Source organism: Mesorhizobium sp. ES1-4 (assembly GCF_020164745.1).
In the GTDB taxonomy this organism is placed as follows: domain Bacteria; phylum Pseudomonadota; class Alphaproteobacteria; order Rhizobiales; family Rhizobiaceae; genus Mesorhizobium.
Window position 1 is genome coordinate 62,006 of the sequence record NZ_JAIUGV010000011.1, and the last position, 18,606, is coordinate 80,611.

The window sequence follows — 18,606 nt, forward strand, 5'->3', positions numbered from 1 at the left end:
CCCTGTTTTTGTGGAACGGCGCCCTTGCGGCGCCGTTTTGCTGTAAGGGCTTGAGACCTTTGCACAGGAGTGGATCGCTGACGATGTTAACTCTTGATCTTTGCCCCTCTTGCATCCACCTAACACGAGAAGGCCGAGGTGCCCGATTTCTGTGCTGTAAAACTCCCGTCACAAACGGTGGTAGGCGGAACGATCCCCGGTCGTTAATATGAGATTCGCGGTTGGCCTGATGGCGACCGCGACATGAAAGGTTGGACAATGGCCAAAATATCCAAGGCTCCCAGCGACGGCGTCTTCGCGGTCCTCCCACTGCGCGACATTGTGGTGTTCCCGCACATGATCGTTCCGCTCTTCGTCGGGCGCGAAAAGTCGATCAAGGCGCTGGAAGAGGTGATGGGTCAGGAAAAGCAGATCCTGCTTGCCACCCAGATGAATGCGGCTGACGACGATCCCGAGCCCGATGCGATCTTCGACATCGGCACGCTCGCCAATGTGCTGCAGTTGCTGAAGCTGCCCGACGGCACCGTCAAGGTTCTGGTCGAGGGCGCCTCGCGTGCGAAAATCGTCTCCTTCACCGACCGTCCCGACTTCCATGAGGCCAAGGCCACGGCACTGGTCGAACCGGAAGAGGAAGAGGTCGAGGTCGAGGCGCTGGCTCGTTCGGTCGTCACCGACTTCGAGAACTACGTCAAGCTGAACAAGAAGATCTCGCCCGAAGTGGTGGGAGCCGCCAGCCAGATCGACGACTATTCCAAGCTCGCCGACACGGTTGCCTCGCATCTTGCCATCAAAATCCCTGAAAAGCAGGAAATGCTGGCCACGCTCTCGGTCAAGGAGCGGCTGGAAAAGGCGATGGGCTTCATGGAAGCCGAAATCTCCGTCCTGCAGGTGGAGAAGCGTATCCGCTCGCGCGTCAAGCGCCAGATGGAGAAGACGCAGCGCGAATACTACCTCAACGAGCAGATGAAGGCGATCCAGAAGGAACTCGGCGAAGGCGAGGACGGCCGCGACGAGGCCGCCGAGATCGAGGCGCGCATCAAGAAGACCAAGCTCTCCAAGGAGGCTCGCGAAAAGGCGGATGCCGAATTGAAGAAGCTCAGGACGATGTCGCCGATGTCGGCTGAATCGACTGTCGTGCGCAACTATCTCGACTGGCTGCTGTCGATCCCGTGGGGCAAGAACTCCAAGGTCAAGCAGGACCTCGCCTACGCGCAGAACGTGCTCGACACTGACCATTTCGGCCTCGACAAGGTCAAGGACCGCATCGTCGAGTACCTCGCCGTGCAAAGCCGCCAGAAGAAGCTGAAGGGGCCGATCCTGTGCCTTGTCGGCCCTCCCGGCGTCGGCAAGACCTCGCTCGGCAAGTCGATCGCCAAGGCGACGGGCCGCGAATTCATCCGCATGGCGCTTGGCGGCGTGCGTGACGAAGCCGAGATCCGTGGCCACCGGCGTACCTATATCGGCTCGATGCCCGGCAAGGTCATCCAGTCGATGAAGAAGGCAAAGAAGTCCAACCCGCTCTTCCTGCTCGACGAGATCGACAAGATGGGCCAGGACTTCCGTGGCGACCCGTCGTCGGCCTTGCTCGAGGTGCTCGACCCCGAACAGAACTCGACGTTCATGGACCATTACCTCGAGGTCGAATACGACCTGTCGAGCGTGATGTTCGTGACGACGGCGAATACGCTGAACATCCCTGCGCCCTTGATGGACCGCATGGAGATCATCCGTATCGCCGGCTACACCGAGGACGAGAAGATCGAGATCGCCAAGCGGCACCTGATGCCCAAGGTGATCCGTGACCACGCGCTGCAGCCGAAGGAGTTCTCCGTCGGCGAGGATGCGATCCGCGCCATCATCCAGACCTACACCCGTGAAGCGGGCGTCAGGAGCCTGGAGCGCGAGCTGATGAAGCTCGGGCGCAAGGCGGTGACCGAGATCCTGAAGACGAAGAAGAAGACGGTGAGCATCACGGCGGCGAACATCGCCGATTACCTTGGTGTCCAGCGTTATCGCTTCGGTCAGGTCGAGGCGGACGATCAGGTCGGCGTCGTCACCGGGCTTGCCTGGACGGAAGTCGGCGGCGAGTTGCTGACGATCGAAGGTGTCATGATGCCCGGCAAGGGCCGCATGACGGTAACCGGCAATCTGCGCGACGTGATGAAGGAATCGATTTCGGCGGCTGCCTCTTATGTCCGCTCGCGCGCCATCGATTTCGGCATCGAGCCGCCGCTGTTCGACAAGCGCGACATCCACGTCCACTTGCCGGAAGGCGCTACCCCGAAGGACGGCCCGTCCGCGGGTGCCGCGATGGCCACGGCCATTGTGTCGGTCCTGACGGGCATTCCGGTGCGGGCCGATGTGGCGATGACCGGCGAGATAACGCTGCGCGGCCGTATCTTGCCGATCGGCGGCCTCAAGGAGAAGCTGCTCGCCGCATTGCGCGGTGGCATCAAGAAGGTGCTGATCCCGGAAGACAACGCCAAGGATTTGGCGGAGATCCCGGACAATGTGAAGAACGGCATGGAAATCATTCCGGTCTCACGCGTCGGGGAGGTGTTGCGCCATGCGCTGGTGCGGATGCCGGAGCCGATCGAATGGGTCGAGCCGGTCAATCCGCCTGCCGCGACCGACAGTGCCGACGATGCAGGAAAGTCGCTCGCGCATTAGTTTTATCTAAAGTTGCAGCGCACAAATGGAAAGCCGGGCCTCGCGCCCGGCTTTTTCATGTGAAAAATCCCGGAATTCCGGGCTTTTTCCGCCGTTTTCCTGCGTTTTCGACTTGGTTGCGGGAACGCTTCTTTCTAAAGTCCGTTTCCTGCCGGATGAGTCGTAAGTTCCGGTGTTCTCATGGAAGGGAATTTTTATGAACAAGAACGAACTGGTGTCCGCTGTCGCCGACGCCGCGAGCATTTCGAAGGGTGACGCGCAGTCGGCAGTGGATGCGGTATTTTCCGCGATCACCGGCGAACTGAAGAAGGGCGGCGACGTACGGCTTGTCGGCTTCGGAAATTTCACCGTGTCGAAGCGTGCGGCATCGACCGGCCGCAATCCGCAGACTGGCGCGGAAGTGCAGATTCCGGCGCGTACCGTGCCGAAATTCTCGGCCGGCAAGGGCCTCAAGGACGCCGTGAACTAAGCGCGTTTTATTTTCAAGAACCCAGAAAAGCCGGGCCAGCCCGGCTTTTCATTTTTGTACGTGTATCCGGGTGGATCGGAAGCTCCTCAGGCTGTCGGCGCGTCGGCACGCATCAAGCCTTCCTTCTTGAGATCGGTCCAGAGCGCTGCGGGGAGCTTTGCGTCCAGCAGCGACCGGTTGCTCTCGACTTCGCTGGGCCGCTGACCGCCGGGGATGACCGAAACGACTGACGGATGCAGCAGCGGGAATTGCAGCGCGGCCTCGATCAGCCTGATGCCATGGCGTTTGCAGATGGCCTCGATGCGGGTCACGGAGTCGAGCACATCCTGGGGCGCTTCGGAATAGTTATAGTAGGCGCCGGGCTTCGGACCGGTCGCCAGGATGCCGGAATTGTAGGGGCCGCCGAGGACGATGCCGATGCCGCGGTTCTCGCAAAGCGGCAGGAAGGAGGTCAGAGCCTCTTGTTCCAACAGCGTATAGCGCCCGGCAAGCAGGAACAGGTCGAAATCGCCGCGCTCGGCCAGCGTCTGCGCCACCTGCCACTCGTTGATGCCGCCGCCGAACGCCTTGATGACGCCCTGGTCACGCAAGGCGAGCAGGCCATAATAGCCAGAGCGCATGAACTCCTCGATGCGCTGGTCGGACGCCTCCTTGCTGCCGTGGGTGAAGATGTCGACATCGTGCACGAACAGGATGTCGATACGGTCGACGCCGAGCCGCTCCAGCGATGCCTCGAACGAGCGCATGATGCCGTCATAGCTGTAGTCGTAGACCTCCTTGCGCGACGGCGTGTCGAAGAATTTGCCGATGCCAGTACGCTCCTCGGGGGGGCAGGCGCGCATAATGCGGCCGACCTTGCTCGACAGCACATAGTCGTCGCGCTTCCTGGAGCGCAGGAACGGGTTGAGACGCGTTTCCGACAGGCCGAGCCCGTAGAGGGGCGCGGTGTCGTAGTAGCGGCAACCGGTCGCCCAGGCAGCCTCCAGCGTCGCATTGGCGTCCTCGTCGGAGACGGCGCGGTAAAGATTGCCGAGCGGCGCCGTGCCGAAGCCCAGTTCCGTGAAGGTGATGCCGCCATTGCCGATGCGGTCGAAATGCCGTGTCTTCATGTCCTGCCCGTTTGCCTTGCTGATTTGTCTGACATGACACTATCATGCCCGCGGCTCGGCAAAAGCACCACTGAGCGTTGGACACGCATTTTCGCGGTTGCTAGCATGAATGAAATCAAGCCGTTCCGGGGAAATGCGTGATCGCGAATTGCCAGTCGTCTTCGAGTGCCGGCACTCTGGCGGTGCTGCCGTGAGTAACTCCGGCTCGCGGATGTTCAGTACCGCGCTCGACGAGCTTGGCGCGGTGTTGGCGCGCGTCGATGGCGACCGGATCGACGCCGCCTGCGGGATGCTGGCGGGCGCCAGACAGATCGTCGCCTATGGCTGCGGCCGCGAAGCTTTGCAGGTGAAGGGCTTTGCCATGCGGCTCTATCATCTTGGCCTGCCGGTTTCGGTCGTCGGCGACATGACCACGCCGCCTGTGGGGCAGGGCGATGTCTTCCTTGTCAGTTCCGGGCCTGGTGAAACCTCGACCGTGCTTACCCTGATGGGCATAGCGCGTGAGGCAGGCGCGACGGTTCTGCTCGTGACCGCCCAGGCAGGGGGCAGCGCCGCAGGGTTAGCCGATTTGACGCTGCTGATCCCGGCGCAGACCATGGCCAACGATCAGGGGCCGCAAAAGACGTCGGTGCTGCCGATGGGCTCGGTGTTCGAGGGAGCATTGTTCCTGTTGTTCGAGATCATGGTGCTGAAACTCAGGGAATTGACCGCGGCGTCGCCGGAAGCCATGCGCGCGCGTCACACCAACATGGAATAGATCATGCGATACGAACTGATGCTGCCGCACCAGATCCGCAAGGCGATCGCGCAGAACTGGCCGGTCGCACTGCCGCTCGGCGTGCTGGAATACCATGGCGAGCACATGGCCGTCGGCATGGATACGCTGGCCGTCATAAAGACGCTGGAGCTGTTCGAAAAGGCGAGCGACATCGTCATCCTGCCGCCCTTCTACTATGGCGCGGCGAGCTATGCAGTGGCGCCGCCGGAAGGCAGCGGCTCCATTCAGGTCGGCGGCAATCAACTGGCGCCGTTCGGCGAGGAGCTGTTCTACAGCCTGCTTCGCACCGGCTTTCGCAACATCCACGCCATCATTCATCACCAGACCGAGAATTTCGCCGCCGGCATGCCGACCGATCTCGCTTTCAAGACCGCCGGCAGACAGGCGATCTTCCGCTTCCTCGAGAAGCAGCGCGGCGAGGGCTGGTGGGGTTCCGAGACGATGGCCGACTACTATGCCGGACATGCAGCGGGCGAAAATTTCTTCAACTGGGTGCAGGTGCATCCGCTGATGCCGTCCGCCATGAACGGCAAGTATCCGTTCGACCATGCCGGTATCGGCGAGACCTCGCTGATGCTGGCGCTATGCCCGGAAGCGGTGGATGCCACGCACTTCGAGGACAATACCGGCTGGTATACGGCCAGCGCCAAGGACGCCTCGGCGGAACTCGGGAACAAGGGCGTCGCCATGATCATGGATCACCTGCGTGAGGTGCTGAAGGCCTAGCGCGATCTTACCTTTCTCCCACGGAGGAAGAGGTCACTTCACCGCCCCGGCCGTCATGCCCATGATCAGGTAGCGTTCGAGCGCGATGCCGATGACCGCCAGCGGCGCGATCGCAGCGGTGGCAAGGGCGGCCATCGACCACCAGTTGATGCCTTGCGACCCCGTCTGGCTCGCTACCATCACCGGGATTGTCTTGGCGTCCGTCGAGGTCAGAAGGGCGGCGAAGAAATACTCGTTCCAGCACAGCACCATCGCCAGGATGAAGGCGGCGACCATGCCCGGCAGCGCGATCGGCATGACGATGCGGAAAAAGGCGCCCCAGATCGACAGGCCATCGACGAGGGCAGCTTCTTCCAGTTCGACAGGAATGGAATTGAACTGGTCGCGCATGATCCAGATGACGATCGGCAGCACCATCAGCGTGTAGAGCAGGATCAGCCCGACGCGGGTGTCGAGCAGGCCGACCTCGCGGTAGAGCACCAGGAAGGGCAGGGCGAGCACCACCGGCGGCAGGATCAACTGCGACAGGAAGAAGAACGATATGTCTTCATTCTTGAACCAGGCGAACTTGTAGCGGTAGCGCGTGAGGCCGTAGGCGGCGAGGCTGCCGATGACGATGGCGAGGCTCGACGCGCCGACCGACGTGATGACCGAATTCATGAAGCGCTTGAGGAACTCGTCGCGCACGGTCGATGTCTGGAAGATCGAGTCCGGCGACAGGCCTAGCGACCGCCAGCCCTTCCAGTCCGGCTGGAAGTCGACGAAGGGGATCAGATGCCCTTGCGTGACGTCGACCGCCGATTTGAACGAGGTCGTTATCGTCCAGTAGATGGGGAACAGGCAGATGAAGGCCCAGAAGACAAGCGCGCCATAGATGAAGACGCGGCTGGTGATGAAGCTCGCCGGAGACCGGATTTCGGAGACGGTATAGTCGGTGGTCTGAACGCTCATGATCCGGCCACTCAGTTGACGTTGCGCACGAAGCGGTTGGCGATCTTCAGGAGCCAGGTCACGAACACGACGATGATGACGAGATAGGCCATCGCCAGCATCGTGCCGTAGCCGACGTTCGAGCGGTCGCGGTATTCGCGGTAGATGAAGCTCGACACGGAATCGGTGGCGCCCCCCGGACCGCCCGACGTCACCGTGATGATGATGTCCGCAAGCTTCAGCTTGAAGATGATGCGCAGCACGACGGCGGTCACCGACACCGGCAGCATCAGCGGGAAGGTAACCTGCCAGAAGGTCTGCCATGCATTGGCGCCGTCGACGCGCGCCGCCTCGAGCACCTCGCGCGACATCGCCTGCAGTCCGGCCAGCAGCATGATCATCATGAATGGAATGAAGGTCCAGGCGTCCAGTATCATGACGGAGATACGCGCGGTGATCGGATCCGAGAAGAAAGCCGGATTCTGCCAGCCGAGATGGCGCGCCAGCGTTGCCGCCGGCCCGAACCGGTATTCCATCAGCGATTTGCCGATCATCCATGACACGGCGACCGGCGACAGCATCAGCGGCATCAGGAAGACGACGCGGAAGAATTTTCGCGCCCGGATCTGAGCGTTGAGCAACAGCGCCAGCCCGAAGGCGATGACATATTCGACCAGTACCGCCAGCACATAGAGCACCATGTTGAACAGCGCATTGCGGTAGTACGGGTCGGCGAGCATCTGCCAGAAATTGTCCAGCCCGTTGAATTTTCGACCCGAGAACGAACTCAGGTTCCAGTCGGTCAGCGCGATGTAGAAGCCGAACAGCGTTGGGAAGATAACCATGGCTATGGTAAACAGCAGGGCCGGCAGCAGGAACAGCGCACGCTGGCCGTCCTCGCCACGCGTCAGCACCTGACCGATGCCGATAGCCACGCCCCACAGCACGTAGGCATAGACGACCGGTCGCCACGTCTCGAAGCCGATCGTGTCGACTTCGGTCTTGTAGAGGATCTGAAGCAGGATCATCGCCAGGAGGCCGAACGTGGCCGCGGCCATCAGTGCCCAGCCGAGGCGTTTGCGGCCAGGCGGGATCAGGTCCAGTGGTGCGGAATTTGCCGGCCACGCATTCGTGGTCGAAGTCTGTTCAGCCACGCCTCTCGCCTCTTCTGCCACACTGACCGACGGGAGCCGGTCAAAATTCGGCCCGGCGATGATGTGACGCCGGGCCGTGACTTTTATCAAGGGTCCACTTAGACGCCGAGCGAGGCCTTGTAGAGCTTGATCTGCTTCTCCCGGCCGATCTGGTCGGTCAGCTTCTCCCAGGCCGCGGCGATGGCATCGGCGCCTTCCTGTGCCTTCATCTTGCCAGCGAACGTATTGGCCAGGATGTCCTCGGCGGCGCTGTAGTATTGGAAGATGCCGGGGATACGCGGCTCGATAGCGCCGTTCGGATGGTTGTAGGAGTTGAACTGGGAGTCGAGATAGTTCGAGATGAACGCCTTGTCGTAGCCGGCGGCCACCCATTCGTCGATGTCGTGCTGGCTGTTGCGGTAGCACTGGAAGCCGGACGGATACATTGCCGTCCAGATTGCCAGGTCCTTGCCACCGAGATGCGCCGCCGCGCTCCAGGCGGCCTTGTGCTTCTTCGGATCGCTGTCGACGCGGGCCATGACATAGACGCCCCAGCCGAGATAGGCGAGGTTGGGCGCGTAGTTCGGTCCGCTCGGCAGCTTTTCCCATTGGCCGGTCTTGGAATTGTAGACGTCATCCGAGCCCGGCAGGATATCGAAGCCGCAAAGGTCGCCAATCACGGAGGAATCGTTGGTTTTGACGTTGGAGCCGATGTCGCCCCACCAGGGGATCATCGACCCGGTGCCGGCCAGGAATTGCTGGAAACCGGTGGTGTTCGGGTCGGCGTTGATCTGGTCGGCGGGTTCGGAAGGCAGGGCGTCGATGACGTCCTGTATGGCGCGCACCCAGGCCGGATTGTTGATGCGCGGCTTCATGGTGTCGGCGTCGAACAGCCAGGCCTTGTCGTCGGGGTGCTTGGCGTAGGCTGTCGCGCGGCTGCCCAGGAAGTAGAAGCCGAAACCACCCCAAGGCTTTGGCGCGTCAAGGTAGCCGTAGACGTCCTGGCCGTTGAACTTCTTGCCCTTGAGGAATTTGGTTACGGCCTGCACCTGCTGCCAGGTCTTCGGCACGCCCCATTCGCCGGCACCGCCGCCGTCTTTCCACTGCTTGGCGAGGTCGGCATCGGCGAACACGTCGGTGCGGTAGTTGAAATTGTGAGTGTCGCCGTCAATGGTCACGCGGTACTGCTTGCCGTCCCACGTGCCGACCGGCGGCTTCAGGTAGTTGACCAGGTCGTCCATATCGATCTGCTTCTTGACCCAGTCGGGCATTTCCGACGTGAGCCCCTTGCCGCACACGTCGCCTTCGAAAGGCGCGCCCATCTCGGCAATGTCGAAGTCCACGGTGCCAGTGGCGATCGACTGCTGCAAGCGGGCGTTGTAGTCGGCCTGCGCCAGGTCGATCCAGCTGATCTTGGCACCGGTGTAGGCTTCCCAGGGCTTTAGGAAGCCGCGGAACAGCACGTTGTGCAGGTTCTGGTTGTTGAGACCCATGAACTTGAGCTCGACACCGGCGAACTCGCCTTCCTTGACACTGGCCTTGGTCGCATCGAGGCAGAGCTCGCCGACCTTCTGGAAATCGGCATCGGTCGGCTGGCCTTTGCCGACGCCGGGAATCTGCAGGATTTTTGCACGAAGTTCGCTTGCCGCGGAGGCAGGACGCGTCAAGGCGCCGAGGCCCGCGCCCGATGCCGCCGCGATCGCGGCCATCGACGCCGCGCCTTTCAATATGTCGCGTCTGGTGGCGCCGGCACGGACCAGTTTCTCGTAAATGTCTACTCTCATCGATTATTCCTCCCAGAACATCTGTGTGAATGGATGTGGCCAAACTTCTCAGGCGCTGGAGCGCCCACGATTCTCCCGGCTCGGAAGCGAACTATGCAGGTCCCCACCTGCTCGATTGAAGTTCCGATTTCGCGGTTCGGGCGACCAGTATTCGGACCAGCGCCAGTCACTATTCTCACAACCAAACGCCGTGTCAACGAGAACAGGTTTTTATCAATAAGAGACCGACTTGCCCTGACCGGTCGCGTTGGCTAGCTTCTGCGCCTACGGCCAGTGGAGCCGATGGGGGAACGATGGCTCAAGTCGCGATCAGCAATGTGGCCAAGGCATTTGGAACCGTCAAGGTTCTGCACGAAGTCAGCGTCGATATTGCCGATGGCGAGTTCGTCGTGCTTGTCGGCCCGTCCGGTTGCGGCAAGTCCACGCTGCTCAGGATGGTGGCCGGGCTCGAGACCGTCTCCGGCGGAACGATCGCCATCGGCGACCATGTGGTCAATCACCTGCCGCCAGCAAAACGCGACATCGCCATGGTGTTCCAGAACTATGCGCTCTATCCGCACAAGACGGTCGAGCAGAACATGGCCTTCGCCCTCAAGCTGCGCAGGACCGATCCGGCCGTGGTCGCCGAACGGGTCAAGCGCGCCGCGGACATCCTCGACCTCGGCCCCTATCTGAAGCGCTATCCGCGCCAGCTCTCCGGCGGCCAGCGTCAACGCGTCGCCATGGGGCGCGCGATCGTGCGCAATCCGCAGGTATTCCTTTTCGATGAGCCGCTTTCGAACCTCGACGCCAAGCTGCGCGTGCAGATGCGCACCGAGATCAAGGAACTGCACCAGCGGCTGAAGACCACCACCATCTATGTCACACACGACCAGATCGAAGCCATGACGATGGCCGACAAGATCGTCGTCATGCGTGACGGCCGTATCGAACAGGTCGGCGCGCCGCTGGAACTTTTCGACCGGCCGGCGAACCTTTTCGTTGCCGGCTTCATCGGCTCGCCTTCGATGAACCTGCTCAAGGGTACCGGGCGCAAGGCCGGGGTCGACATTGCCGGAACGCTGTTCCCGGTCGATCCGAACAACGCCGTCGAGGCGGGGCGCTCCGTCGTCTATGGCGTCCGGCCCGAATATCTCGAAATCCATCCCGATGGCGTGCCGGCGAAGATTTCGGTGGTCGAGCCGACCGGTTCGGAAACCCTGGTCTTTTTGCGCTTTGGCGACAGCGAAATGGTGGCGCTGTTTCGCGAGCGCCACGACTTCAAGCCCGGCGATACGCTGAAGCTTCGGCCAAGGCTCGACCATATCCATCTGTTCGATGCCGAGACCGGCAAGCGTCTCTGACCTCCAACCCAGTTCACGAGGACCATCATGCTCAAAGGGATCGATCCGCTGCTCAATGCCGACGTGCTCCAGGCGTTGCGGGCGATGGGCCATGGCGATGACCTGATCATCGCCGACACCAACTTTCCCTCCGATTCGGTGGCCCGCCAGACGGCGCTCGGCCGGCTGCTGCGCATCGATGCCTCGGCGGCGCAGGTGGTCAAGGCGGTGCTGTCGCTCTACCCGCTGGACACGTTCGTCGACGACTCGGCAGCCCGCATGGAGATCGTCGGCAAACCCGACGAGATCCCGGCGGTGCAGATGGAAGTGCAGAAGGAGATCGACGCCGCCGAGGGCAAATCATGGCCGATGGTGCCGGTCGAGCGTTACGCCTTCTACGAGCGCGCCAAGCAGGCCTATTGCGTCATCCAGACCGGCGAGCGTCGCTTCTACGGCTGCTTTGCCTTGCGCAAGGGCGTCGTCCCGCCGGATGCGGAGTAGAGGGATGGCCTCCTGCAAGCCGATCGTCATCCTCGGTGTCTTTGTAGCCGACACCGCCTATCGCGCCGATCGCCAGCCACGCATGGGCGAAACGATCCTCGGCAATTCCTTCAAGCTGGGACCAGGCGGCAAGGGATCGAACCAGGCGGTGGCTGCCGGCAAGCTTGGGGCCGACGTCACCTTCCTGACCCGGCTCGGTGTCGATGCCTTCGCCGAGATGGCCAGGCGGACCTGGCAAGACGCCGGCGTGAAGAGCGCGGCCATCGAGACGCCGGACAGCTATACGGGTGCCGCCTACATCTTCGTCGAGGAGGGAAGCGGCAACAACGCCATCATCGTCAGCCCTGGCGCGGCGATGCTGATCTCGCCCGGGGACATCGAGACCAATGCCGCACTGATCCGTGGCGCCGGTGTTTTCGTGACGCAGCTAGAACAGCCGATCGAGACCGCGATGCGGGCGCTGGAGATCGCGCGCGGGGCAGGGGTGACGACCATTCTGAATCCGGCACCAGCGGCCAGGCTTCCCGACAGCATCTACACGCTTTGCGACTATCTCACGCCCAATGAGACCGAAGCCGAGGAATTGACCGGGATGAAAGTCTCTTCGGTCGACGAGGCCCGCGCCGCTGCCGGCATGCTGCTCGAAAAGGGCGTCGGCACGGTTATCGTCACGCTCGGCGAAAAGGGTGCGTTGCTGCATTCGAAGGATCGCTCGGAGCATGTTCCCGCCATGAGCGCGGGGCCCGTGGTGGAGACCACGGGAGCGGGCGATGCGTTCAATGGTGGCCTGGCCGCGGCACTGGCGCGCGGCGTCGAGCCGCTGCCAGCGGTCCGTTTCGCCTGCGCCGTTGCCGGCATTTCCGTGACAAGGCCGGGCACTGCACCGTCGATGCCGACACTGCAGGAGGTCGAGGCGCTGCTGGCCAAGGGCGACGAGGCTTGAACGGCTTGAATGGTGGGCGATGACGGGCTCGAACCGCCGACATCTTCGGTGTAAACGAAGCGCTCTACCAACTGAGCTAATCGCCCGCTCCGGGCCGGACCTTTAAGCGGTCGGGACCAGCTTCGCAAGGCCAAATGAACAGGCGATGCCCCGATCGCCGGCCGTATTTGCGAACAAAACACCGGCTGTCAAAAAACCTTCTCCAGTTTGCTGTTATGATGGTTTGGTGCGCTTGACACCCGGTGGCGAACCCCTTATCCAGCGCCCCAACGACGAACACGGCTGACACGTGCTCGTCAATGCGCGGGTGTAGCTCAGTTGGTTAGAGTGCCGGCCTGTCACGCCGGAGGTCGCGGGTTCGAGCCCCGTCACTCGCGCCACTCTCAATCTCTTGTTATGCAAGGGTTTTAATGGGAGTGGCGCCGAAGCCGAGTTGGATAATTTCTACTCTTTTTTCTGCGCCGCTCGCGTCAGGGATTTTGAGCGCTGTTCAGTTCCTGAATTTCCTCGATCAGGTTTTTGACCAATATCTGGTATACTTTCGTGAGTTCCGTTGGTGTGAATTCGACCCGGATGTCGTACGAGCCGGCATAGTTCACCTGCAAATTCGCTGTCCCGAACAGCGTCGTGGTACCGTCGCGAATATCGGTCGCCACGATCAGGTTTTCGACAGGCTGTTCGAGCAGGATGACGCCAGCTTCGCCGGGATGGTTATGTGTCGTTGTCCTAATTCTCACGTCAGCCTCCTATCTGAACTTCCCAAACCTGCAAAAGATATAGCACACGGAACAAACTTTCGGGTCGCGGGGTTTCTCTTGCCACGTAGAGGGAGACACACATGATCCGTTGGCTGGTTAGAATTGGCTCACTGTTCCTCGCATACAAACTTGGCGAAGAGGTCGGGCGCGCGCAGGCACGCACCGACTTGCGGGCGCCGTTGGATTACGAGCGGTTGCCGGCCGACAGAGAAAGAGACGATTTTTCGGTTGAACGGTTCTGATTTGCAGCACCATTCGAATTCGCGGCGCTCTTGTGCGCTGTTCAAAGATCGAGTCGTGCCATCACGGCGGCACCATCCGGAAATCCTTGCCCTCGGGCAGCAATTGCCCGCCATCGACGACGATGGTCGTGCCGGTGATGTAGCTGGCGTCGTCCGAAGCGAGGAACAGGAAGGCGTTGGCCACGTCGCGCGGGCTGCCGAGCCGGCCGAGCGGGATCGAATCTTCCATGTTCCTGATATAGGCGGCGCCGCGATGCTGCTGGATGGCTTCGGTAAGGATATTCCCGGGTTCGACGCCGTTGACGGTGATGCCGTAGCCGGAGAACTCCAGCGCCGCGGCGCGAATGAAGCCATTGATGCCTGCCTTCGTCGCCGAATAATGGCCGTGGCCGGGACTGGTGACATGCGGGCCGGTGATGGATGAAGTGTAGAGCATGCGGCCAAAGCGCTGCGCCTTCATCGGCACCAGGGCCGCGCGGCTGGCATTGAAAGTGCCGCGCAAATTGACGGCCATGACGCGGTCCCAGTCGTCGGCGCTGGTGTTTTCGATCAGCTGCCAAGGATAGATGCCGGCATTCTGGACGATGATGTCGAGGCGGCCGTGGTGTTCCAGTGAAAGCGCCACCGCGGCCTCGGCGTCGCGCATTTGCGAGATGTCGGTGCGGATGAAGGGGACACCGAGTTCATCCGCGCTTGCTTGTCCGGCCTCGGCTTCGGAATCGGCGAGCACCAGCCTTGCGCCTTCTTCGGCGAAGCGCTGTGCGATGCCCTTGCCGATGCCGCGCGCCGCGCCGACGATCAGCGCCACCTTGTCTTTCAGTCGTCCGGTCATGCGTACCATCCTGTCATGCCAATCCCCGCCTCATGCCGATCTCTCTCATGCCAGTCTTTGGCGAATGGTTTGCTTGAATGCGTCGAGCAGCACGGCGGCCAGCACCAGCAGGCCGTGGATGACCTGGGTGAAATTGGCGGGCAGGCCCATTAGGTTGATCGCCGTGTTGATGGCAGAGAGCAGGAGCACGCCGGCGTAGACGCCGGGCAAAGTGCCGACGCCGCCCTTCAGGCTGACGCCGCCGATAACCACGGCCGCGAAGGCATTGAACAGAAGGCCGATGCCCAGATTTGCGGTGGCGCCCGAAGTGCGGATCGCCAGCAGCCAGCCGGCAAGCCCCGCGATGGCGCCGGCAAGCACGAAGGCGATGACGAGGTTGCGGTTCACCCGGATGCCGGCGCGGAAGGTCGCGGTCTCATTGCCGCCGATCATCACGAGGTGCCTGCCGAACGGCGTCTTGGCCATGATCAGCGAGAAGACCACGAAACAGGCCACCGCGATCCAGGCCGTCAGAGGCAGGCCGATCAGGCGCTGGATGCCGAACCAGCGGATGGCAGGTGCCAGATCCTGCGCCGAGCGGCCGCCCGAAATGACCAGCACGAGGCCGCGTACCCAGATGTAGGATGCCAGCGTGATGATGAAGGCGCTCATCTTGACCCTGACCACGAGATAGCCGTTGAAGGCGCCGATGAGGCCGCCGACGGCCAGCGCCAGCAGCAGCGAAACCGGAACCATCAGCCATTGCGGGTGCAACTGGACGCCGAGGCCGATGCCCGAGGAACAAAACAGGATGCCGACCGCCATCGCGCTGAGCGCGGCGACGGATTCGACCGACAGGTCCATGTGACCGGCAATGATGACCAGCGCCAGGCCGATCGACATCACGCCGAGCACGCTCGACGCCTCGATGATGTTGGCGAAGATGCCGAGCTGGAAATAGTTCGGGATGAACAGCGAGAAGACGACCAGGACAAGGAGCAGCATGAACCAGACAAGATTGTCGAGGACGAACTCCAGGGCGTGGCGTGTGCGAGGGTTCATGTGTCGATCCGGTTGGCGTGCGCAATCAGGGCCGCGGCAGATTGCCTGCGCCTCGTTTCATGCGGGCAGGGGAGGGCTCCGGGCCGGCTATGGCCCGGAGCGGTTGGGCCGTCTGTCTATTCGACCGACTTGACCGAATCCGTCGGCGGCTTCTGGTTGCCCCAGAAGGCCGGATTGTCGACGTTCTCCTTGGTGATGGCAGCACCCGGAATCTTGATGTTCGGGCCCCAGGCTTCCTTTGTGACGGTCGACTTCAGGCCAAGCACATCGTATTCGCCTGGCTTGATCTCGTCCTTCTTGACGACCTTGTCCATGAACATGGCAACGGCCGCGGCCTGTGCGTAGAGCGGCTGCTCGACTTCGACGTTGAGCCAGCCCTTGCGGATCAGGTCGAGACCGACCGGCGCGCCGTTCGAACTCATCAGCATGACGTCGCCTGGCTTCTTGCCGGCGGCCTCGAGCGAGGCGACGGCGGCGACCGAGAGGTGAGCGGCATGGCTGAAGATCAGGTCGATGTCGGGGTTGGCCAGCATCTGGTCGGCAACGATGGTGCCGGCATTGCTGGCCTCCCATTGCATGGCCGGCAGCGAGATGATCTTGACGTCCGGAAACGCCTTCATCTTCTCCTCGAAACCCTTCTGGATGTCGAGCGTGTAGGGATCGCCGGGATCGCCAAGCACCTGCAGGACCTTGCCCTTCACCGAGCCGTTCTTGGCTTTCAGAAGCTTTTCGGCCTGCTCGGCGGCAACGTAGCCGATCTCGACGGTACCCGCGACCGAGGTAAAGTCGGAAGGTGTCGACGTGATCTGGCGGTCGAACTCGATCACTGGAATGCCGGCGGCGCGCGCTGCCTCGATGGATGGTTTAAGCGCGTTGAAATCGACGGCGGCCAGGATGATCGCAGTCGGCTTCAGCGCGATGACGTCGTTCATCTGCGATTGCTGGGCGTCGGTCTTGTTGTCGGCGTTCAGCGTCTTCATCTCGTAGCCGGTCTGTTTCAGGAACAGCTCCAGTGCGCTCACCGAGCCGGTCTGGAACTCGTCGAGCAGTGTCGGCACCATGTAATAGACGGTACCCTTGGACTGGGCGAATGCCGGCATGAGCGTGGCAAAGGCCAGTGCCAGGATACCGAAGACAGCAAGAAGTATTCGCTTCATGTCGTTGGCTCCCTGTTAAGCCGGACCCCTCTTTGTCCCTCAGCCCGCCGGTCCGGCACCGGCAAGCGTCTCCCCGGTGATCATGTTGATCACCGCATCGGGACTTGTTTTGTTTCTGGCTACATCGCCGGCCACGACGCCTTGCCGGATCACCACGATCCGGTCGGCGACCTGGAAAGCCTGCTGCATGATGTGGGTGATGATGACGACGCCGATGCCCTGGCTCGCCACCTGGCGGATCATGTCGAGACCGCGCCGCGTCTGCTCGACGCCAAGTGCGGCGAACGGCTCATCGAGCAGCACCAGCTTGCCGCCCCAATGCACGAAGCGGTTGAGCTCGATAGCCTGGCGCTGGCCGCCCGAGAGATGCTCGACATTGGTGCGCAGCGATGGAATGCGGGTGCCGGCGCTGGCCAGCGCCTTGCCGACGACGGCCTCCATGGCGCGTTCATCGAGGACGGGAATGCCAAGCACCTTCCTGGTGATCTCGCGGCCCATGAAGAAATTGGCCACCACGTCGACATTGGTGCAAAGCGAGAGGTCCTGGTAGACGGTTTCGATACCCGCCGCCTTGGCTTCCGCCGGCGACCGGGCCAGGAATTCCTTGCCCTCGAACAGCATGCGGCCGGAGGTCGGTTCAAGGCCGCCTGATATGATCTTGACCAGCGTCGATTTGCCGGCGCCGTTGTCGCCGAGCAGCGCCACCACCTCGCCCCTGCCGATGGAAAAACTGATCCCCTTCAGCGCTTCGATCGCGCCATAGTTCTTGGTCACTTTGTCGAGCACCAGCAGGGGTTCGCTCACGCGGCAATCTCCCGAGCCGAAAGGATGTCGCGGCCGCGCTCGCGTTCGGCCGCGAACATCTGGCCGAAGCGGGGCGACAACACCCCGGAGACGGCGAGTGCCGCAGCACCGCGCAGCACGGCATGCTGGCCGCCGCCGGCGACGATGACACGCGCCGTCTTGCGGTCCGCGCGGGCCGAAACCGAATTGTGCAGCGGTTCGGCCGCGTCTGCCAGGCGCTCGAGCAACTCCGATGCCGCCAGGCCGCCGAGCACGACCGTCTCCGGGTCGAAGAGGTTTTCGATGATGGCGATGGCATTGCGGAAGATCGGGCCGACTTGCGCCACCCAATCGGCGTCGCTGCCGGCGCGTCGGCCTCGCGCGTCGAGCGAGAGGTAGCGCTCCAGGCAGCCTCGGTTGCCGCAGGGGCAGAGTTCGCCGTCAGGGACCACGGGAATGTGGCCGATCTCGCCCGCATTGCCCCAGGCGCCGCGCAGAACGGCGCCGTCATGCATCATCGCGCCGCCAAGCCCGACGCCGAAATAGAGATAATAATAGTCGGAATGGCGGGATCCGATGCCATAGAGCCGCTCGCCCATCGCGGCGGCGGCCATGTCGCTCTCGAAGAATGCCGGCAATCCCGTGGCGGATGTCAGCCGCTCACGCAGCGCCACGTGCTTCCAGCCGGTCATCGTGGTCGGGCCGACAAAGCTCATGGAATCGACGTCGAATGGACCCGGAAGCGCCATGCCGATGCCGATGACGCGGCCGCCGGGCCGCTTGCCCGTCAGGTCGCGGACCATGGCGCCAATCTGGTCGAACGCATGATCGGGCGCCGCATTGGGCGCTTCGCGGTGTGAACTCTCGACGACGTCGCCGCTCAGGTTGATCAACGCGGCGTCTATTCCAAGCGGCGTCAGATGGATGCCGACGGCATAGCCGCCTTCCGGGTTGATACGCAGCGTCGCCGGAGGCAGCCCGCGCCCTTTCGGCTCTTCGCGCACGGACAGTATGTAGCCTTGTTCCTCCAGCTCGCGAACGATGGTCGACACGGTCTGGACGGTGAGCCCGACATGCCTGGCAATGTCGGCACGTGCAATCGGGCCTTGACGGCGGATCGACTCCAGCACGATGCGCCGGTTGTACGGCCGCCCGAATTCCTGATTGGTCCCCCGCAATGCCATGCCTTGCGCCCCACTTGACGTAAGGTTCGCATCAAATATTTATTCAGTCAAATGGAATTCAAAAATGTCCGGAACACGGACCCAACGCCGGTCATGTGGCACCTTACCTTCGCCGGATCGGTATTTGATGATCCAGCGTACACGCGGTTTGCAGACCTCCCGCCGCTTCAATCGCGGATGGCCGACAGCGGCTTAGCGGCCAAGGAAGATGGGGGCCTGACCGTGCCGGTGGCTCCGGGCACAA

At 62.2% G+C, this 18,606-nt stretch carries 18 protein-coding genes and 2 tRNA genes; 9 read left to right on the forward strand and 11 right to left on the reverse strand.

What is annotated here, in order from left to right; genetic code table 11:
* Positions 1–258 precede the first annotated feature (258 nt).
* Positions 259–2,670 carry an endopeptidase La gene (lon, locus tag LB556_RS21315; RefSeq protein ID WP_224569866.1) on the forward strand — a complete coding sequence of 804 codons (2,412 nt, stop codon included), beginning with the start codon at positions 259–261 and terminating at the stop codon, positions 2,668–2,670.
* A gap of 196 nt (positions 2,671–2,866) precedes the next feature.
* A complete protein-coding gene (locus LB556_RS21320) occupies positions 2,867–3,139 on the forward strand; it encodes an HU family DNA-binding protein (RefSeq protein ID WP_224569706.1) in 273 nt (90 codons plus the stop codon).
* 86 nt (positions 3,140–3,225) lie between these two features.
* Here LB556_RS21320 and LB556_RS21325 read toward each other — a convergent pair whose 3' ends face one another.
* Positions 3,226–4,248: an aldo/keto reductase gene (locus LB556_RS21325; RefSeq protein ID WP_224569707.1), complete on the reverse strand. Its 1,023-nt coding sequence runs from the start codon at positions 4,246–4,248 to the stop codon at positions 3,226–3,228.
* Between the two features lie 211 nt (positions 4,249–4,459).
* On the opposite strand from LB556_RS21325, the gene LB556_RS21330 reads away from it, so the two are divergent.
* Positions 4,460–5,005, forward strand: a complete 546-nt coding sequence (locus LB556_RS21330) for an SIS domain-containing protein (protein ID WP_224569708.1) — start codon at positions 4,460–4,462, stop codon at positions 5,003–5,005.
* A 3-nt stretch (positions 5,006–5,008) separates the two neighbouring features.
* Positions 5,009–5,752: a creatininase family protein gene (locus LB556_RS21335; RefSeq protein ID WP_224569709.1), complete on the forward strand. Its 744-nt coding sequence runs from the start codon at positions 5,009–5,011 to the stop codon at positions 5,750–5,752.
* 33 nt (positions 5,753–5,785) lie between these two features.
* Here LB556_RS21335 and LB556_RS21340 read toward each other — a convergent pair whose 3' ends face one another.
* From LB556_RS21340 to LB556_RS21350, 3 genes are all read right to left on the reverse strand, one after another.
* Positions 5,786–6,703, reverse strand: a complete 918-nt coding sequence (locus tag LB556_RS21340; RefSeq protein WP_224569710.1) for a carbohydrate ABC transporter permease — start codon at positions 6,701–6,703, stop codon at positions 5,786–5,788.
* 11 nt (positions 6,704–6,714) lie between these two features.
* A complete protein-coding gene (locus tag LB556_RS21345; RefSeq protein ID WP_224569711.1) occupies positions 6,715–7,836 on the reverse strand; it encodes a carbohydrate ABC transporter permease in 1,122 nt (373 codons plus the stop codon).
* Between the two features lie 98 nt (positions 7,837–7,934).
* Positions 7,935–9,599 (reverse strand): ABC transporter substrate-binding protein, encoded by a 1,665-nt coding sequence (locus LB556_RS21350; protein WP_224569712.1) that lies wholly within the window; start codon positions 9,597–9,599, stop codon positions 7,935–7,937.
* A gap of 293 nt (positions 9,600–9,892) precedes the next feature.
* Here LB556_RS21350 and LB556_RS21355 point away from each other — a divergent pair, with 293 nt between their 5' ends.
* Genes LB556_RS21355 through rbsK form a run of 3 tightly spaced genes read left to right on the forward strand, consistent with a single transcriptional unit; the run spans position 9,893 to position 12,365 of the window.
* A complete protein-coding gene (locus tag LB556_RS21355) occupies positions 9,893–10,942 on the forward strand; it encodes an ABC transporter ATP-binding protein (protein ID WP_224569713.1) in 1,050 nt (349 codons plus the stop codon).
* A gap of 27 nt (positions 10,943–10,969) precedes the next feature.
* Positions 10,970–11,422, forward strand: a complete 453-nt coding sequence (locus LB556_RS21360) for an RbsD/FucU family protein (RefSeq protein ID WP_224569714.1) — start codon at positions 10,970–10,972, stop codon at positions 11,420–11,422.
* 4 nt (positions 11,423–11,426) lie between these two features.
* Positions 11,427–12,365, forward strand: a complete 939-nt coding sequence (gene rbsK, locus LB556_RS21365; protein WP_224569715.1) for a ribokinase — start codon at positions 11,427–11,429, stop codon at positions 12,363–12,365.
* Between the two features lie 10 nt (positions 12,366–12,375).
* Here the strand turns inward: rbsK and LB556_RS21370 are convergent.
* Positions 12,376–12,451, reverse strand: a tRNA-Val gene (locus tag LB556_RS21370).
* 217 nt (positions 12,452–12,668) lie between these two features.
* Here LB556_RS21370 and LB556_RS21375 point away from each other — a divergent pair.
* Positions 12,669–12,745, forward strand: a tRNA-Asp gene (locus tag LB556_RS21375).
* A 90-nt stretch (positions 12,746–12,835) separates the two neighbouring features.
* Here the strand turns inward: LB556_RS21375 and LB556_RS21380 are convergent.
* On the reverse strand, positions 12,836–13,102 hold the full coding sequence (locus LB556_RS21380) for a hypothetical protein (protein ID WP_224569716.1): 267 nt from the start codon (positions 13,100–13,102) through the stop codon (positions 12,836–12,838).
* Between the two features lie 101 nt (positions 13,103–13,203).
* On the opposite strand from LB556_RS21380, the gene LB556_RS21385 reads away from it, so the two are divergent.
* Positions 13,204–13,365: a hypothetical protein gene (locus LB556_RS21385; protein ID WP_224569717.1), complete on the forward strand. Its 162-nt coding sequence runs from the start codon at positions 13,204–13,206 to the stop codon at positions 13,363–13,365.
* Positions 13,366–13,426: 61 nt separating this feature from the next.
* On the opposite strand, the gene LB556_RS21390 is transcribed toward LB556_RS21385, so the two are convergent.
* The 5 genes from LB556_RS21390 to LB556_RS21410 all read right to left on the reverse strand — a co-directional run bounded on the left by LB556_RS21390 (position 13,427) and on the right by LB556_RS21410 (position 18,362).
* Entirely contained in the window at positions 13,427–14,197 is a 771-nt protein-coding gene (locus LB556_RS21390; RefSeq protein WP_224569718.1) for an SDR family NAD(P)-dependent oxidoreductase, read from the reverse strand.
* Between the two features lie 45 nt (positions 14,198–14,242).
* Positions 14,243–15,238 carry an ABC transporter permease gene (locus LB556_RS21395; protein ID WP_224569719.1) on the reverse strand — a complete coding sequence of 332 codons (996 nt, stop codon included), beginning with the start codon at positions 15,236–15,238 and terminating at the stop codon, positions 14,243–14,245.
* A 116-nt stretch (positions 15,239–15,354) separates the two neighbouring features.
* Entirely contained in the window at positions 15,355–16,395 is a 1,041-nt protein-coding gene (locus LB556_RS21400) for a sugar ABC transporter substrate-binding protein (protein ID WP_224569720.1), read from the reverse strand.
* 39 nt (positions 16,396–16,434) lie between these two features.
* Positions 16,435–17,199 (reverse strand): ATP-binding cassette domain-containing protein, encoded by a 765-nt coding sequence (locus LB556_RS21405; RefSeq protein WP_224569721.1) that lies wholly within the window; start codon positions 17,197–17,199, stop codon positions 16,435–16,437.
* Positions 17,196–18,362, reverse strand: a complete 1,167-nt coding sequence (locus LB556_RS21410; protein WP_224569722.1) for an ROK family transcriptional regulator — start codon at positions 18,360–18,362, stop codon at positions 17,196–17,198. Before LB556_RS21410 ends, LB556_RS21405 begins: the two co-directional genes overlap by 4 nt.
* Between the last annotated feature and the right edge of the window lie 244 nt (positions 18,363–18,606).

Bases quoted from the DNA above. Each gene is read 5' to 3' on its own strand.
- LB556_RS21395 (WP_224569719.1), bottom strand. From the start codon at position 15,238: ATGAACCCTCGCACACGCCACGCCCTGGAGTTCGTCCTCGACAATCTT.
- LB556_RS21320 (WP_224569706.1), top strand. From the start codon at position 2,867: ATGAACAAGAACGAACTGGTGTCCGCTGTCGCCGACGCCGCGAGCATT.
- LB556_RS21325 (WP_224569707.1), bottom strand. From the start codon at position 4,248: ATGAAGACACGGCATTTCGACCGCATCGGCAATGGCGGCATCACCTTC.
- LB556_RS21385 (WP_224569717.1), top strand. From the start codon at position 13,204: ATGATCCGTTGGCTGGTTAGAATTGGCTCACTGTTCCTCGCATACAAA.
- LB556_RS21340 (WP_224569710.1), bottom strand. From the start codon at position 6,703: ATGAGCGTTCAGACCACCGACTATACCGTCTCCGAAATCCGGTCTCCG.
- LB556_RS21410 (WP_224569722.1), bottom strand. From the start codon at position 18,362: ATGGCATTGCGGGGGACCAATCAGGAATTCGGGCGGCCGTACAACCGG.
- LB556_RS21390 (WP_224569718.1), bottom strand. From the start codon at position 14,197: ATGACCGGACGACTGAAAGACAAGGTGGCGCTGATCGTCGGCGCGGCG.
- lon (WP_224569866.1), top strand. From the start codon at position 259: ATGGCCAAAATATCCAAGGCTCCCAGCGACGGCGTCTTCGCGGTCCTC.
- LB556_RS21360 (WP_224569714.1), top strand. From the start codon at position 10,970: ATGCTCAAAGGGATCGATCCGCTGCTCAATGCCGACGTGCTCCAGGCG.
- LB556_RS21355 (WP_224569713.1), top strand. From the start codon at position 9,893: ATGGCTCAAGTCGCGATCAGCAATGTGGCCAAGGCATTTGGAACCGTC.
- LB556_RS21400 (WP_224569720.1), bottom strand. From the start codon at position 16,395: ATGAAGCGAATACTTCTTGCTGTCTTCGGTATCCTGGCACTGGCCTTT.
- LB556_RS21330 (WP_224569708.1), top strand. From the start codon at position 4,460: ATGTTCAGTACCGCGCTCGACGAGCTTGGCGCGGTGTTGGCGCGCGTC.
- LB556_RS21350 (WP_224569712.1), bottom strand. From the start codon at position 9,599: ATGAGAGTAGACATTTACGAGAAACTGGTCCGTGCCGGCGCCACCAGA.
- LB556_RS21335 (WP_224569709.1), top strand. From the start codon at position 5,009: ATGCGATACGAACTGATGCTGCCGCACCAGATCCGCAAGGCGATCGCG.
- rbsK (WP_224569715.1), top strand. From the start codon at position 11,427: ATGGCCTCCTGCAAGCCGATCGTCATCCTCGGTGTCTTTGTAGCCGAC.